Source organism: Pseudomonas sp. NFIX28 (assembly GCF_900107395.1).
Lineage (GTDB): Bacteria > Pseudomonadota > Gammaproteobacteria > Pseudomonadales > Pseudomonadaceae > Aquipseudomonas.
In genome coordinates this window covers 105,549-120,425 of sequence record NZ_FNPW01000005.1, presented here as the reverse complement: position 1 = coordinate 120,425, position 14,877 = coordinate 105,549, and the positions used below count along the sequence as shown (strand labels likewise).

At 65.7% G+C, this 14,877-nt stretch carries 14 protein-coding genes and 1 pseudogene; all 15 read right to left on the bottom strand.

The features are described 5' to 3' along the window. Window positions 1-128: 128 nt before the first annotated feature. The gene (locus BLV20_RS11675) at window positions 129-1,271 is read right to left on the bottom strand and encodes a sensor histidine kinase (protein WP_092301333.1); all 1,143 of its coding nucleotides are present in this window, start codon (window positions 1,269-1,271) and stop codon (window positions 129-131) included. Window positions 1,272-1,409: 138 nt separating this feature from the next. After that, on the bottom strand, window positions 1,410-3,110 hold the full coding sequence (gene ureC / locus BLV20_RS11670) for an urease subunit alpha (RefSeq protein WP_092302057.1): 1,701 nt from the start codon (window positions 3,108-3,110) through the stop codon (window positions 1,410-1,412). Between the two features lie 135 nt (window positions 3,111-3,245). After that, window positions 3,246-3,551, bottom strand: coding sequence for an urease subunit beta (locus tag BLV20_RS11665; RefSeq protein WP_092301330.1), 306 nt, complete (start codon window positions 3,549-3,551; stop codon window positions 3,246-3,248). Next, on the bottom strand, window positions 3,548-4,081 hold the full coding sequence (locus tag BLV20_RS11660; RefSeq protein ID WP_092301327.1) for a GNAT family N-acetyltransferase: 534 nt from the start codon (window positions 4,079-4,081) through the stop codon (window positions 3,548-3,550). The genes BLV20_RS11665 and BLV20_RS11660 overlap by 4 nt, the downstream gene beginning before the upstream one ends. Before the next feature lie 6 nt (window positions 4,082-4,087). Next, a complete protein-coding gene (locus BLV20_RS11655; protein WP_092301324.1) occupies window positions 4,088-4,621 on the bottom strand; it encodes a GNAT family N-acetyltransferase in 534 nt (177 codons plus the stop codon). An 8-nt stretch (window positions 4,622-4,629) separates the two neighbouring features. After that, window positions 4,630-4,932: an urease subunit gamma gene (ureA, locus tag BLV20_RS11650; RefSeq protein ID WP_092301321.1), complete on the bottom strand. Its 303-nt coding sequence runs from the start codon at window positions 4,930-4,932 to the stop codon at window positions 4,630-4,632. 202 nt (window positions 4,933-5,134) lie between these two features. Continuing rightward, a complete protein-coding gene (locus BLV20_RS11645) occupies window positions 5,135-5,986 on the bottom strand; it encodes an urease accessory protein UreD (RefSeq protein ID WP_092301318.1) in 852 nt (283 codons plus the stop codon). A gap of 42 nt (window positions 5,987-6,028) precedes the next feature. After that, window positions 6,029-6,727, bottom strand: a complete 699-nt coding sequence (gene urtE, locus BLV20_RS11640; protein ID WP_092301315.1) for an urea ABC transporter ATP-binding subunit UrtE — start codon at window positions 6,725-6,727, stop codon at window positions 6,029-6,031. A gap of 103 nt (window positions 6,728-6,830) precedes the next feature. Beyond that, a complete protein-coding gene (gene urtD / locus BLV20_RS11635; protein WP_092301312.1) occupies window positions 6,831-7,691 on the bottom strand; it encodes an urea ABC transporter ATP-binding protein UrtD in 861 nt (286 codons plus the stop codon). Next, on the bottom strand, window positions 7,688-8,767 hold the full coding sequence (gene urtC, locus BLV20_RS11630) for an urea ABC transporter permease subunit UrtC (RefSeq protein WP_092301309.1): 1,080 nt from the start codon (window positions 8,765-8,767) through the stop codon (window positions 7,688-7,690). Before urtC ends, urtD begins: the two co-directional genes overlap by 4 nt. Then, window positions 8,767-10,263 carry an urea ABC transporter permease subunit UrtB gene (gene urtB / locus BLV20_RS11625; protein ID WP_092301306.1) on the bottom strand — a complete coding sequence of 499 codons (1,497 nt, stop codon included), beginning with the start codon at window positions 10,261-10,263 and terminating at the stop codon, window positions 8,767-8,769. The genes urtC and urtB overlap by 1 nt, the downstream gene beginning before the upstream one ends. 121 nt (window positions 10,264-10,384) lie before the next feature. Then, window positions 10,385-11,650 (bottom strand): urea ABC transporter substrate-binding protein, encoded by a 1,266-nt coding sequence (urtA, locus tag BLV20_RS11620; RefSeq protein ID WP_092301303.1) that lies wholly within the window; start codon window positions 11,648-11,650, stop codon window positions 10,385-10,387. 411 nt (window positions 11,651-12,061) lie between these two features. Continuing rightward, complete coding sequence (locus tag BLV20_RS11615; RefSeq protein ID WP_092301300.1) at window positions 12,062-13,072, bottom strand: FecCD family ABC transporter permease; 1,011 nt, start codon at window positions 13,070-13,072, stop codon at window positions 12,062-12,064. Next, window positions 13,069-14,040 (bottom strand): ABC transporter substrate-binding protein, encoded by a 972-nt coding sequence (locus BLV20_RS11610; protein WP_092301297.1) that lies wholly within the window; start codon window positions 14,038-14,040, stop codon window positions 13,069-13,071. The genes BLV20_RS11615 and BLV20_RS11610 overlap by 4 nt, the downstream gene beginning before the upstream one ends. Window positions 14,041-14,284: 244 nt before the next feature. Then, window positions 14,285-14,825: pseudogene (locus BLV20_RS11605) on the bottom strand (ABC transporter ATP-binding protein); the annotation flags it as partial. Between the last annotated feature and the right edge of the window lie 52 nt (window positions 14,826-14,877).

Genomic DNA, 14,877 nt, shown 5'->3' with positions numbered 1-14,877 from the left:
GGAGCGAGGCTCGCCCGCAAAAAATGATGATGCGGTGAGCCTGTAGGAACGCGGTGCTTTGTTCGCGGGCAAGCCTCGCTCCTACGGGGTGGGCGTGCGACAAAATCATGATGGCCGTAGGCGCGAGGTTAGAGGGATTCGGCGTGGGACACCCGTGGCAGGATCACGGTGAAGGTGGTGCCGTCGGTTTCGTTGGAGCTGACCTCGATGCTGCCCTGGTGGGCGGTGACCACTTCCTTGACGATGAACAGGCCCAGGCCGAGGCTGGTGGAGGAACTGCCGAGTTCTTCGTTGGCGCTGCGCACCAGCGGATCGAAGAGGGTACTCAAGGCTTCCTTGGGGATTGGCGGGCCGTAGTTGTGGATGGTCAGCAGCACCTGCTCGGCGCCGCCGGTGAGGGTGACGGTCACGGTGTGGTTATTGCTGCCATGCTGCAGGGCGTTGCCGATCAGGTTCTGCAGCATCTGCTCGATGCGCCCGCGATCCCAGATGCCATGGCTGTCGCCATGAAAATTCAGCGTCGGCGTGCAGTCCGGCCAGCCGGCGCAGGCTTCGTCCATGGCCGCCTTGGCGGCACTGGCCATGTCCATGGGCGCCGGCTCGATGGGCAGGCTGCTGCCCAGGCGGCTGCGGACGAACTCCAGCAGATCGCCGACCATCGTCGCCATGTGCCGGGAACTGCTCTTGATCCGCGACACGTAGGCCTGCGCATCGGCGTCCAGCGCGACTTTGCGCGCCAGCATCTCGGTGGACATGCTCACCGCCTGCAAGGGGGTACGCAGGTCGTGGCCGAGAATCGCCAGGAAGATATCCCGCGAACGGTTGACCTGTTCGGCATAGGCCGCGGTGGACTCGGCCAACGCTTCGTCGATGGCCTCGTTGAAACGGATCATGTCCTGGAAATAGTCCAGCTCCGGCACTTCCAGGCTGGCGACCCAGAGGCGGATCACGCAGGCGCGCAGGTGTCGGAATTCCGAGGTCATCTGCACCAGGTCGAAGCCCACGTTGTGCCGCAATTCGCCATGGTTGGCGGCGGCTTCGTCGAGGCCCGGGGTCTTTTCCGGGCCTTCGCCCCGCGCCTTGGCGGCCTGTTCGCTGGCGGTCTGGGCGGTGCGCATGTCGCGAGCGGCGGCCAGCAGGATGGACTTGGCGTGGTCGCGCAATTGCAGGCGGGTCAGGGAGTCGGTGTCGGGGGCAATGGATCGGGCGAACCGCTCCCACTCATCAACGACGCGCTCGACATGTTGCACGATGAAATCGGGTAGACGCATGGCCGGGAACCTTGTCAGGCAGCAAGAGTGAGGACGGCCTGTCGAATTCTAGTCGCGATTGAGCCGTTCAACACGGTAAGAGACCCGGTTTTGCTGACCGTTGGGCGGCCCGGAGGGACGCCCGTTTGGATCCACGCTCTAGAACAGGAAGTAGCGCTGCGCCATCGGCAACACATCCGCCGGTTCGCACCAGAGCAGCACGCCGTCGGCCTTGACCTGATAGGTCTGCGGATCGACTTCGATGTTGGGCAGGTAGTCGTTATGGATCAGGTCGCTCTTTTGCACATCGCGGCAACCCTTGACCACCGCGATCTGTTTTTTCAGCCCCAATTGCTGCGGCACCTCGGCATCCAGCGCGGCCTGGCTGATAAAGGTCAGGCTGGTGGCGTGCCGGCTGCCGCCGTAGCTGGCGAACATGGGCCGGTAGTGCACCGGCTGCGGGGTCGGGATCGACGCGTTGGCGTCGCCCATCAGGCTTGCGGCAATGGCGCCGCCCTTGAGGATCAACGTCGGCTTGACCCCGAAGAACGCCGGGCGCCAGAGCACCAGGTCGGCCCATTTGCCGACTTCGATGGAGCCCACTTCATGGCTGATGCCGTGGGTGATCGCCGGGTTGATGGTGTATTTGGCGATGTAGCGCTTGACCCGGAAGTTGCTGTTGCCGGCGCCGTCGCCCGGCAGCGGGCCACGCTGGCGGTGCATCTTGTCGGCGGTCTGCCAGGTGCGGGTGATGACCTCGCCGACCCGGCCCATGGCCTGGCTGTCGGAGCTGATCATCGAGAAGGCGCCGAGGTCGTGGAGGATGTCTTCGGCGGCGATGGTCTCGCGGCGGATGCGGCTTTCGGCGAAGGCCACGTCCTCGGCGATGCTCGGGTCGAGGTGGTGGCAGACCATCAGCATGTCCAGGTGTTCGTCGATGGTGTTGCGGGTGAACGGCCGGGTCGGGTTGGTCGAGCTTGGCAGCACGTTGGGGAAGCCGCAGGCCTTGATGATGTCCGGCGCATGGCCGCCGCCGGCGCCTTCGGTGTGATAGGTGTGGATGGTGCGGCCCTTGAACGCGCCGAGGGTGGTTTCGACGAAGCCCGATTCGTTGAGGGTGTCGGTGTGGATCGCCACCTGCACGTCGTACTGGTCGGCGACGCTCAGGCAGTTGTCGATGCTGGCTGGCGTGGTGCCCCAGTCTTCGTGGAGCTTGAGGCCGATGGCCCCGGCCTTGACCTGTTCGATCAAGGGCCCGGGCAGGCTGGCGTTGCCCTTGCCGGTGAAGCCGATGTTCATCGGGAACGCGTCCGCCGCCTGGAGCATGCGCGCCATGTGCCATGGCCCCGAGGTGCAGGTGGTGGCATTGGTGCCGGTGGCCGGCCCGGTGCCACCGCCGATCATGGTGGTGACGCCGCTCATCAGCGCCTCTTCGATCTGCTGCGGGCAGATGAAGTGGATATGGGTGTCGATACCGCCGGCGGTGAGGATCATGCCTTCGCCGGCGATCACTTCGGTGCTGGCGCCGATGGCGATGGTCACGTCGGGCTGGATATCCGGGTTGCCGGCCTTGCCGATGGCGGCGATGCGCCCGTCCTTGAGGCCGACGTCGGCCTTGACGATGCCCCAGTGATCGATGATCAGCGCGTTGGTGATCAGGGTATCGACCACCTCGGCCGCCAGCAGCTGGCCCTGGCCCATGCCGTCACGGATGACCTTGCCGCCGCCGAACTTCACTTCTTCGCCGTAGGTGGTGAAATCTTTCTCGACTTCGATCCACAGCTCGGTGTCGGCCAGGCGTACCTTGTCACCGACGGTGGGGCCGAACATGTCGGCGTAGGCTTGTCTTGAAATCTTCATGTGCTTGCCTTGGGATTCCATTGGATTTGAGACCGCTCGCGTAGCTCGCTCTTCACGGGCAAGCCTCGCTCCTACGACGCGAACCCGTAGGAGCGAGGCTTGCCCGCGAAGAGGCCGGTACGGACCGCACGTTACTTAAAGGTCGCCCATGATCCGCCCGGCAAAGCCGAACACCCGGCGATGCCCGGCCAGGTCCACCAGCTCCACTTCGCGGGTCTGCCCCGGTTCGAAGCGCACGGCGGTGCCGGCCGGGATGTTCAGGCGCATGCCACGGCTGGCGGCGCGATCGAAGGTCAGGGCATCGTTGGTTTCGAAAAAGTGATAGTGCGAGCCGACCTGGATCGGCCGGTCGCCGCTGTTGGCGACGCTCAGGCTGAGGGTGCGGCGGCCGGCGTTGAGCTCGATGTCGCCGGGCTGGATCTGGTATTGGCCTGGAATCATGCGGGTTGCCCCAGAGTCTTGAAGTAAATGGCGGTCGGGCTGTAGGTGCCGTCCGGGTTTTGGCAGTAATTAGGCAGTTCGCCGACGCGGGTGTAGCCCAGGGCGCTGTAGAAGGCTTCGGCTTCCGAGCCGGCCGCGGTGTCCAGGTACAGCAGGCCGCGCTTGTGCTGGCGCGCCGCCTGTTCCACGGCGTTCATCAGCTGCTGGCCCAGGCCACGGCGGCGGGCGTCGTGGCGCACCTGGAGCTTCTGTACCTCGGCGCGATTGAGGCCGTTGGGCTTCTGGCACAGCGCCAGTTGCACGCTGGCCAAAACCCGCTCGTCCTGCACCACCACCCACAGCAGCAGGCTGCCATCGGCCACGCTGGCCTGGACGCTGCCGATATAGGCACGGGCCTGTTCTTCGTCGAGGTCGGCCATGAAGCCGACCGAAGCGCCGTGGCCCACGGCGTCGAACAACAGATCAATCAAGCCCTGACGATAGTGGGCAAAGCTCTCCGCATGGACTCGACGCAGTTGGGCAGCGTTCATCGGGAATCACTCCTTGTTGACGGTAGGTGGCAGCGCCCCCGGATCGAGGGTCAGTTGCATGAAGGTCAGATCCAGCCAGCGGCCGAACTTGGTGCCCACTTGCGGCATCTGCCCGGTGGTGACGAACCCCAGGCGTTCGTGCAGGCGGATCGAGGCGGCGTTGCCGCTTTCGATGGCCGCGACCATCACGTGTTTGTCGCAACGCCCGGCGCGCTCGATCAGCGCTTGCATCAGGCGCGGGCCGAGGCCGTTGCCGCGCTGGTCGTCGCGGATATACACCGAGTGCTCGACGGTATGGCGAAAGCCGTCGAAAGGCCGCCAGTCGCCGAACGAGGCATAGCCGAGCACGCGGTCCTCGGCGTCGACCGCCACCAGGATCGGATAACCCTGGGCCTGGCGGGCGTTGAACCAGGCTTGGCGATTGCCCAGGTCCACGGCCTGCTCGTTCCAGATCGCCGTGGTGTTGAGGACGGCGTCGTTGTAGATATCGCGAATCGCCGGCAGGTCGGCAGACACGGCATCGCGGATGGAATACGTCATGGGCGGCCTCAGGCGATCGGTTGGTGGACGGTGACCAGCTTGGTGCCGTCGGGGAAAGTCGCTTCCACCTGGATTTCCGGAATCATCTCGGCGATGCCTTCCATCACCTGCTCGCGAGTCAGCAGCGTGGTGCCGTAATGCATCAGCTCGGCCACGGTCTGGCCGTCGCGGGCGCCTTCGAGCAGCGCCGCGGAAATGTAGGCCATGGCCTCCGGGTAATTGAGCTTCACGCCACGGGCCAGGCGCCGTTCGGCCACCAGGCCGGCGGTGAAGATCAGCAGTTTGTCTTTTTCGCGTGGGGTCAGGTCCATCGTTCAAAATCCGTTGTTGAGCAGTTGAAAGAGGGCATGGCGCGATGCATCCGTAGCCGCTGCCGCAGGCTGCGATCGGCTCCGCAGGAGACGCACCCTGGTTGACGCGATCTGCCTGATACACCGCGGCGTCTGGTTTGGCGCCCGCTACGCGGACGATCGCAGCCTGCGGCAGGGGCTACAGGAAAGTCGTGTCGCTGTGTCATGTGTTCCAGATCCTCGGTGGCAGCGCTTCGCGGCCCAACAGGGCGGGGCGCAGCAGGCGCCACAGGTCGATCAGCCAGGCGCGGGCCAGCAGGGCTTCGCTGGCCAGGCAGCGGGCCACCAGCAGGCCGGGCAGTTGCGTCAGGTCGCCGCGCACGGCGGGGTGCCGGGCCTGGTGCAACGCGCGGCAACGCTCCAGCAACGGGCCGTCAACCTCGCCGGTGGCCAGCAGGGTGGCGAAGACCGGCTGGCCGTCGAGGCCGATCGGCGAGTCGAGCAAAGCATCGCCGCCGACGATGCGCTGGCGTTCGTGCCAGAGCAACTGGCCGTCGCGGCGGATGTCCAGGTGCGACTGGAAATGCCCGAGGTCGAAGCGTTCGCCGCTGGCGGGGCGGCCGAGGGCTATCACGTCCCAGTAGAACAGCCGGGCGTCGCCTTGCAACTCGATGCGGGTGCTCAGCTCGGCCTGGGCGGCGCTGAACACTATGGTTTCCTGGGGCAGCCATTCCAGTGTGGCACCGGCGGCGACGTTCAACTCCAGGGCCTGATAGGCGGGCCCGGCCGCGCGATACCACTTGGCCGCGCCGGGGCTGGTCAGTTGCGCCCAGGCGTTGCGGTCGACGCTGGCGCGGATCTCCAGGCGGTCGCCGCCGGCAATGCCGCCGGGCGGGTGGACGATGATGTGCTGGCAGACCTCGGGGCCTTCGGCGTACAGGTGCTTCTGTACCCGCAGCGGGCCCTTGTGGCGGCGCTGCACCGGGCGCGTGCTGTCGCCGAAGCGGGCGTAGCCGAGTTCCAGCTCGGCGTGCCAGCTGGGAGTGAACAGGGCGGTGTGGGCGGGCAGGTTCATGATTCGCGCTTATTGTCTGGACGTTACAGGCTAGATCCTAAATCAGATGGTCACCAGGCCGCGTACGCCCTCGGCTTGCATATTTTCACCGCGGCCCTGCTGGACGATTTCGCCACGGGACATCACCAGGTACTGGTCGGCCAGTTCGGCGGCGAAGTCGTAGAACTGTTCCACCAAGAGGATCGCCATGTCGCCGCGGGCCGCGAGTTGCTTGATCACCGCGCCGATTTCCTTGATCACCGACGGCTGGATGCCCTCGGTGGGCTCGTCGAGGATCAACAACCGTGGCCGGCTGGCCAGGGCGCGGCCGATGGCCAGCTGCTGTTGCTGGCCGCCGGACAGGTCGCCGCCGCGCCGCTGTTTCATTTGCAGCAGCACCGGGAACAGCTCGTAGATGAAGGCTGGCACTTCCTTGGCCTCTTTCGCGCCAAAACGGGAAAGCCCCATCAACAGGTTTTCTTCCACGGTCAGGCGGCCGAAGATCTCCCGGCCCTGGGGCACGTAGGCGATGCCGGCATGCACCCGTTGATGAGGCTTGTAGGCGGTGATGGCCTGGCCTTCCCAGTTCACCGCGCCTTCCTTGGCCGGCAGCAGGCCCATCAGGCATTTGAGCAGGGTGGTCTTGCCCACCCCGTTGCGCCCGAGCAGGCAGGTGACTTCGCCGACCTTCGCCTCGAAGCTCAGGCCCCGCAGGATGTGGCTACCGCCGTAGTACTGGTGCAGCTTGTCGACTTGCAGCATTTCCAATTCCCCTAATCCCCGTAGGAGCGAGGCTTGCCCGCGAAAGGGGACCCTCGAGGCCGCCAACAGCTTCGCGGGCAAGCCTCGCTCCTACGGATAGCTGTCAGCGGCCGAGGTAGACCTCGATCACCCGTTCGTTTTCCTGCACCTGCTCCAGCGACCCTTCGGCCAGCACGCTGCCCTGGTGCAGGACGGTGACGTGGTCGGCGATCGAGCCGACGAAGCCCATGTCGTGTTCCACCACCATCAGCGAATGCTTGCCGGCCAGGCGCTTGAACAGCTCGGCGGTGAACTCGGTCTCGGCGTCGGTCATGCCCGCCACCGGCTCGTCGAGCAACAGCAGTTGCGGGTCCTGCATCAGCAGCATGCCGATTTCCAGGAACTGCTTCTGGCCGTGGGACAGCAGGCCGGCCTGGCGCTCCACCGAGGCCGTCAGGCGAATGGTTTCCAGCACTTCGTCGATGCGCTCTTTCTGCTCGCCGGAGAGCTTCGCCCGCAGGCTGGCCCACACCGACTTGTCGGTCTTCTGCGCCAGCTCCAGGTTCTCGAACACGCTCAGCGCCTCGAACACCGTGGGCTTCTGGAATTTGCGGCCGATGCCGGCCTGGGCGATCCGCACCTCGCTCATCTGCGTCAGGTCCAGGGTTTCGCCGAACCAGGCCTTGCCGTGGGTGGGCCGGGTCTTGCCGGTGATCACGTCCATCAAGGTGGTCTTGCCCGCGCCATTGGGGCCGATGATGCAGCGCAGCTCGCCGACGCCGATGTACAGGTTCAGATCGTTGAGCGCCTTGAAGCCGTCGAAGCTGACGCTGATGTCTTCCAGGGTCAGGATGGTGCCGTGGCGAGTGTTCAGGCCCTTGCCGGCGGCCTGGCCGAGGCCGATGGCGTCGCGGCTGGCACCTGCGTCCTTGTTGGGTTCCAGAATGGGTTCGAGCATGAAGTCGGCCGTCGGTGTGATTCTCATGATTCGCCCCTTTTCTTCAGCAAACCGATGATGCCTTTGGGCAAATACAGGGTGACGATGATGAACAGCGCTCCCAGGAAGAACAGCCAGTATTCCGGGAAGGCCACGGTGAACCAGCTCTTCATGCCGTTGACCACGCCGGCGCCGAGCAGCGGCCCGATCAGCGTGCCGCGACCGCCCAGGGCGACCCACACGGCGGCCTCGATGGAGTTGGTCGGCGACATTTCGCTGGGGTTGATGATGCCCACTTGCGGTACATACAAGGCACCGGCCAGGCCGCACAGCACCGCGCTCAGCACCCAGACGAACAGCTTGAAGCCGCGTGGGTCGTAGCCGCAGAACATCAGGCGGTTTTCCGCATCGCGCAGCGCCGTCAGCACCCGGCCGAACTTGCTCCGGGCCAGGCGCCAGCCGATGTACAGGCTGGCCACCAGCAACAGCACGGTGGCCAGGAACAGCACCGCGCGGGTGCCCGGCTCGGTGATGCCGAAGCCGAGGATGCTGCGAAAGTTGGTGAAGCCGTTGTTACCGCCAAACCCGGTCTCGTTGCGAAAGAACAGGAGCATGCCGGCGAAGGTCAGGGCCTGGGTCATGATCGAGAAATACACGCCCTTGATCCGCGAGCGGAAGGCGAAGAAGCCGAACACCAACGCCAGCAGGCCGGGCGCCAGGACCACCAGGCACAGGGCCCAGAGGAAGCTGTCGGTGCCGCTCCAGTACCACGGCAGTTCGCTCCACGAGAGGAAAGTCATGAACGCCGGCAGGCTGTCCCCCGCGGCCTGGCGCATCAGGTACATGCCCATGGCGTAGCCGCCGAGGGCGAAGAACAGGCCATGGCCCAGGGACAGCAAGCCGGCGTAGCCCCAGACCAGGTCCAGGGCCAGGGCGACGATGGCGTAGCAGAGGATCTTGCCGACCAGGGTCAGGGTGTAGGCCGAGACATGCAGCGGGTTGTCCGGCGCCAGCAGCGAGAGCAGCGGCAGGGCCAGCAGCACCGCCAGGACCAGCGCGCCGACGGCGAGCGAGACCTTGGGCCCGGCCTTTTGTGTAGCGGTAACCAATAGAGGCTGGTTCATCAGTCGATCACCCGTCCTTTCAATGCGAAGAGGCCTTGCGGACGTTTCTGGATAAACAGAATGATCAGCGCGAGGATCAGGATCTTGCCGAGCACGGCGCCGATCTGCGGCTCCAGAATCTTGTTGGCTACCCCCAGGCCGAACGCGGCGAACACGCTGCCGGCCAGCTGCCCGACGCCGCCGAGCACCACCACCAGGAACGAGTCGATGATGTAGCTCTGGCCCAGGTCCGGGCCGACGTTGCCGATCTGGCTCAGGGCCACGCCGCCGAGGCCGGCGATGCCGGAGCCGAGGCCGAAGGCGAGCATGTCCACCCGTCCTGTCGGTACGCCGCAGCAGGCGGCCATGTTGCGGTTCTGGGTGACCGCGCGCACGTTCAGGCCCAGGCGGGTCTTGTTCAGCAGCAGCCAAGTGAGCACGACGACAAACAGCGCGAAGGCGATGATCACGATGCGGTTGTAAGGCAGCACCAGATTGGGCAGCACCTGGATTCCGCCCGACAGCCAGGCCGGGTTCGACACCTCGACGTTCTGCGCGCCGAACACCAGGCGCACCAGCTGGATCAGCATCAGGCTGATGCCCCAGGTGGCGAGCAGGGTTTCCAATGGCCGGCCGTAGAGATGGCGGATCACCGTGCGCTCCAGGGCCATGCCGATGGCGGCGGTGACGAAGAACGCCACCGGCAGGGCAACCAGTGGGTAGAACTCGATGGCCTGCGGGGCGTAGCGCTGGAACAGCAACTGCACCATGTAGGTGGAATAGGCGCCGAGCATCAGCATCTCGCCGTGGGCCATGTTGATCACCCCGAGCAGGCCGAAAGTGATCGCCAGGCCCAGGGCCGCCAGCAGCAGGATCGAACCCAGGGACATGCCGCTGAAGGCCTGGCCGAGCATCTCGCCCACCAGCAGCTTGCGCTTGATCTGGGCCAGGCTGGTTTCGGCGGCGGTGCGCACGCCGGCATCGGTTTCGACGCCGGGTTCGAGCAGGCCTTCGAGGCGGGTGCGGGCCAGCGGGTCGCCGGTTTCACCCAGCAGGCGCACCGCGGCCAGGCGCACGGCCGGGTCGCTGTCCACCAGTTGCAGGTTGGCCAGGGCCAGGCTCAGGGCATCATGCACGCCTGGGTCCTGTTCGGCGCCGAGGGTGGTTTCGAGGAATTTCAACTGCGCCGGCTTGGCGCTTTTCTGCAATTGCTGCGCGGCGGCCAGGCGGACTTTTGCGTCGGTGGCGAGCAACTGGTGGCTGGCCATGGCGGTGTCGATCAGGCCCCGCAGGCGATTGTTCAGGCGCAAGGTCTTGGCTTGGCCATCGACGGTCAGCTGGCCTTGCTGCAAGGCGCCGAGCAGTTCGAGGCGCGCCGGGTCGGGCTGCGCGGCCCAGCTTTCCAGGAGCCTGGCCTGTTGCGTGGCGTTGGCCGCGACGAAGTCTTCGGCATCGCCGGCATGGGCGGACATCGACAGCAACAGGGCGAAGGCGAGGATGAGGCGGTAAAGGGACATGGCTACGTCCTGAAAGACGATGAGGCCCCGTAGGAGCGAGGCTTGCCCGCGAAGGCGGTCGCAAGGACGCCAAAAGCTTCGCGGGCGAGCCTCGCTCCTACGGGGGGCGTGGGCTCTGCGCTCAGTTGCTCTTCACCGCGTAGTCCGGCTTCTTGTCGTTACCCGGGATGAACGGGCTCCACGGCTGGGCGCGGATCGGCCCTTCGGTCTGCCAGACCACGTTGAACTGACCGTCCGGCTGGATCTCGCCGATCATCACCGGCTTGTGCAGGTGGTGGTTGGTCTTGTCCATGGTCAGGGTGTAGCCCGACGGCGCGGCGAAGGTCTGGCCGGCCAGGGCTTCGCGGACCTTGTCGACGTCGGTGGACTTGGCTTTCTCCACCGCCTGGGCCCACATGTGGATGCCGACGTAGGTGGCTTCCATCGGGTCGTTGGTCACGGCCTTGTCCGCGCCCGGCAGGTTCTTGGCCTTGGCGTAGGCTTTCCAGTCGGCGACGAACTTCTGGTTCACCGGGTTCTCCACCGACTCGAAGTAGTTCCAGGCCGCGAGGTTGCCCACCAGCGGCTTGGTGTCGATGCCGCGCAGTTCTTCCTCGCCCACCGAGAAGGCCACCACCGGTACGTCGGTGGCTTTCAGGCCCTGGTTGGCCAGCTCTTTATAGAAGGGCACGTTGGAGTCGCCGTTGACCGTGGAGATGACCGCGGTCTTGCCGCCGGCGGAGAACTTCTTGATGTTGGCGACGATGGTCTGGTAATCGGCGTGGCCGAACGGGGTGTAGACCTCTTCGATGTCCTTGTCGGCCACGCCCTTGGAGTGCAGGAACGAACGCAGGATCTTGTTGGTGGTGCGCGGGTAGACATAGTCGGTGCCGAGCAGGAAGAAGCGCTTGGCGCTGCCGCCGTCTTCGCTCATCAGGTACTCCACCGCCGGGATCGCCTGCTGGTTAGGCGCCGCGCCGGTGTAGAACACGTTCGGCGACATCTCTTCGCCTTCGTATTGCACCGGGTAGAACAGCAGGCCGTTGAGTTCCTCGAACACCGGCAGCACCGACTTGCGCGACACCGAGGTCCAGCAGCCGAACACCACGGCGACCTTGTCCTGGGTCAGCAGCTGCCGGCCCTTCTCGGCGAACAGCGGCCAGTTCGAGGCTGGGTCGACCACCACCGCCTCAAGCTTTTTACCGTTGACGCCGCCCTTGGCGTTGATCTCGTCGATGGTCATCAACGCCATGTCCTTGAGCGAGGTTTCGGAGATCGCCATGGTTCCCGACAGCGAATGCAAGATACCGACCTTGATGGTCTCGGCGGCCTGGACGGTCCAGGTCATGCCCATCGCGGCAATGCTTGCCGTGAGTGTGAAAGCCTTGATCAAGCTGCGACGCTTCATTGTGCGATCTCCATGAACTTATGAGTTTTCTGGGTTGGCAGATGCGGACTACTGAAGGGCTGTTTTGCAAGGGGTGTGCCTAGTCGGCACAGGGCATGAAAACGTCGCTTTCGTGGCGTGGCAAAGAGGGCGGGCGCACCAATGCAGGGCCGCCAGGCGTCTTTGGTGCGCACGAATGCGCCGCGCTGGTGCCATGACCCTGTAGCCGCTGCCGCAGGCTGCGATCGCGACCGAAGGGCGCGCAAGGCTTGAGGATCGTCGAAGGCCTTCGGCCTTATCGCAGCCTGCGGCAGCGGCTACAAGGCGTCGTCCGCCAACCCGTGTCGCGTAGGAGCGAGGCTTGCCCGCGAAGGCGGTCGCGAGGACGCCAAAAGCTTCGCGGGCAAGCCTCGCTCCTACGGGTTGGGTTTTTTAGCGGCGGCGCATCAGGCCGATGAAAAACAGCCCGCCAATGGCCGCAGTGGCCACGCCTATGGGCAGGTCTTCGGGGGCGATCAGGGTGCGGGCGGCGACGTCGACCCAGACCAGGAACACGCTGCCCAGCAGCACGCACACCGGCAACAGCCGGCGATGCTCGGCACCCACAAGACGCCGGGCGATATGCGGCACCATCAGCCCGACAAAACCGATGGAACCGCTGATGGACACCAGCACCCCGGTCATCAGCGAGGCGATCAGGAACACCCGCAACCGCACGTTGCGGGCATTCAGGCCGAGGGTCACGGCGGTCTGCTCGCCGGCCATCAGCGCGTTCAACGGCCGCGCCATGCCCAGCAACAGGACCAGGCCGAGCAGCACGCTGGCCGCCGGCACCGCGAGCAGTTCCCAGCGCGCCAGGCCCAGGCCGCCGAGCATCCAGAACATCACCGCCGAACTGGCGCGGTGGTCGCCCATGAACAGCAGCAGGTTGGCCACCGCCATCATCACGAAGGACACCGCCACCCCGCACAGCAGCAGGCGGTCGCTGTCGAGCCGGCCGTGACGCGCGGCGATGCCGAGCACCAGCAACATGCTCGCCAGGGCGCCGATGAAGGCGGCGATGGGCAGGGTCAGCAGGCCGACGATTTCACCCACATGCAGCACCACGATCACCGCGCCGAGGGTGGCGCCGGAGGTCACGCCGAGCAGGTGCGGGTCGGCCAGCGGATTGCGCGTCACCGCCTGCAGCACCGCGCCGACCAAGGCCAGCCCGGCACCGACCAGGGCGCCGAGCAGCATGCGCGGCACGCGGATCAGCCAGACGATATGTTCCTGCCCGGCGCTCCAGTGCGCCTCGCCCAGGCCGAGGGTCTTGTGCAGCAGGATGCGCCAGACCACATCCACCGGCACCCGCGCCGAACCGAAACCCAGGGACAGCACGCAGGACGCTAGCAGCAACGCGCCCAAGGCTGCCAGCAGCAAGGCATAGCGACGATCGATCATGCGCCGTGGAAACCCTTGGCCAGGGTTTGCACCGCTTCGACGTTATCGATGCCCGGCGTGGCCTGCACGTAGGGGATCACGATAAAGCGCTGGTTCTTGATCGCATCCACCGATTGCAGCGCCTTGTTGTCCAGCAGGAACTGCCGTTTCTGCTCGGCGGTGATTTCGCTGTAGTCGACGATCACGATCACCTGCGGGTTGCGCTCGACCACGGTTTCCCAGTTGACCCGGGTCCAGCTGGCCTCGATGTCGTCGAGGATGTTGCGCCCGCCCGCGGCGTCGATCAGCGCCTGGGGCATGCCCAGGCGGCCGGAGGTCATGGCGCGGTCTTCGCCGCTGTCGTAGAGGAACACCCGCGGTTTTTCCGTGGGCAGGTCCTGCTGGATCGCAGCGACCTGTTGCTGCATCTCGGCGATCAGCTGGTTGGCGCGGTCCTGCACGTCGAAGATCCGCCCGAGGTTGCGCAGGTCGTTGTAGGTATCGTCGAGGCTGGCGGCCGGGCGCTTCATCACGAAGGCGCAGGACTCGGTCAGTTCCAGCACATTGATGCCCAGCGGCGTCAGGGTCTGCGGGGTCAGGTCGCCGCCGACGCGCATGCCGTAGTCCCAGCCGGCGAAGAAGAAATCGACATTGGCGTCGAGCAGGGTTTCCACCGACGGGTACTTGGCCGCCAGCTCCGGCAGGCCGTCGAGGATGCTGCGCATCTGGGGCGTCACCGCCTTCCAGCCGCTGATGCCGCTGTAGCCGACCATGCGCGACTTGAGGCCCAGGGCGAGCATCATCTGGGTCATGTTGATGTCGTGGCTCAGGGCGTGCTTGGGTGCCTCCTTGAAGGTCACCTCGCGGTTGCAGCTGGTGAGGGTCAGCGGGTAGCGGGTGGCTTCGGCGCTGGCCTGGCCGGCAAGCAGCGACAGGGTCAGGAGCAGGCCGGCGGGGATCAGGCGGTTGAGCGAGACGCGCGGGGTCATGGTTGGGTTATCCAGGTGATTCGTGGGTAGCCGGCGAGCGGGTGTTGGTCGACCAGGGCGTCGACGCCGAACACCTCGCGCAGCAGGGTAACGGTCAGCACTTGCGCCGGCGTGCCGCTGGCGACGATGCGCCCGTGATCGATCACGTACAGGCGGTCGCAGAAGGCGGCGGCGAGGTTCAGGTCATGGATGCTGGCGAGGGTGCCGATGCCCAGGCGCTTGACCCGTTGCAACAGCTCCAGCTGATAGCGCGGGTCGAGGTGGTTGGTCGGCTCGTCGAGGATCAGCAGTTGCGGTTGCTGGGCCAGGGCGCGGGCCAGGATCACCCGCTGTTTTTCCCCGCCGGACAAGGTGGCGAAGGCATGCGCCTCGAAGCCCAGCAAACCCACCGACTCCAGGGCCTGGCGGGCGATGGCGCGGTCTTCGGCGCTGTCGCCGTCGAACAGGCCCTTGTGCGGCGTGCGGCCCATGGCGACCACTTCTTCGACGCTCAGGCCGAAGGCGTCGGGGAACTCCTGCAACACCACGGCGATGCGTTGCGCGCACCAGCGTGGGGTCTGCTTCCACACGTTGTAATGATCGAGCAGGACTTCGCCCTGTTCCGGCCGGCTGAAGCGATAGCTGCAGCGCAGCAGGCTGGTCTTGCCGCTGCCGTTGGGGCCGATCAGCCCGACGAACTCTCCCGGCGCCACCCGCAGGCTGGCCTCACGCAGCCGGAACTGGTGATGACAATGGCCCTGGCCCAGGGGTGTCCAGGCCAGGTTGGCGAGATTCAGCGAGGTCATGCGGTGTCCGTGTGATTCCCTGTAGCCGCTGCCGAAGGCTGCGAAAAGGTCC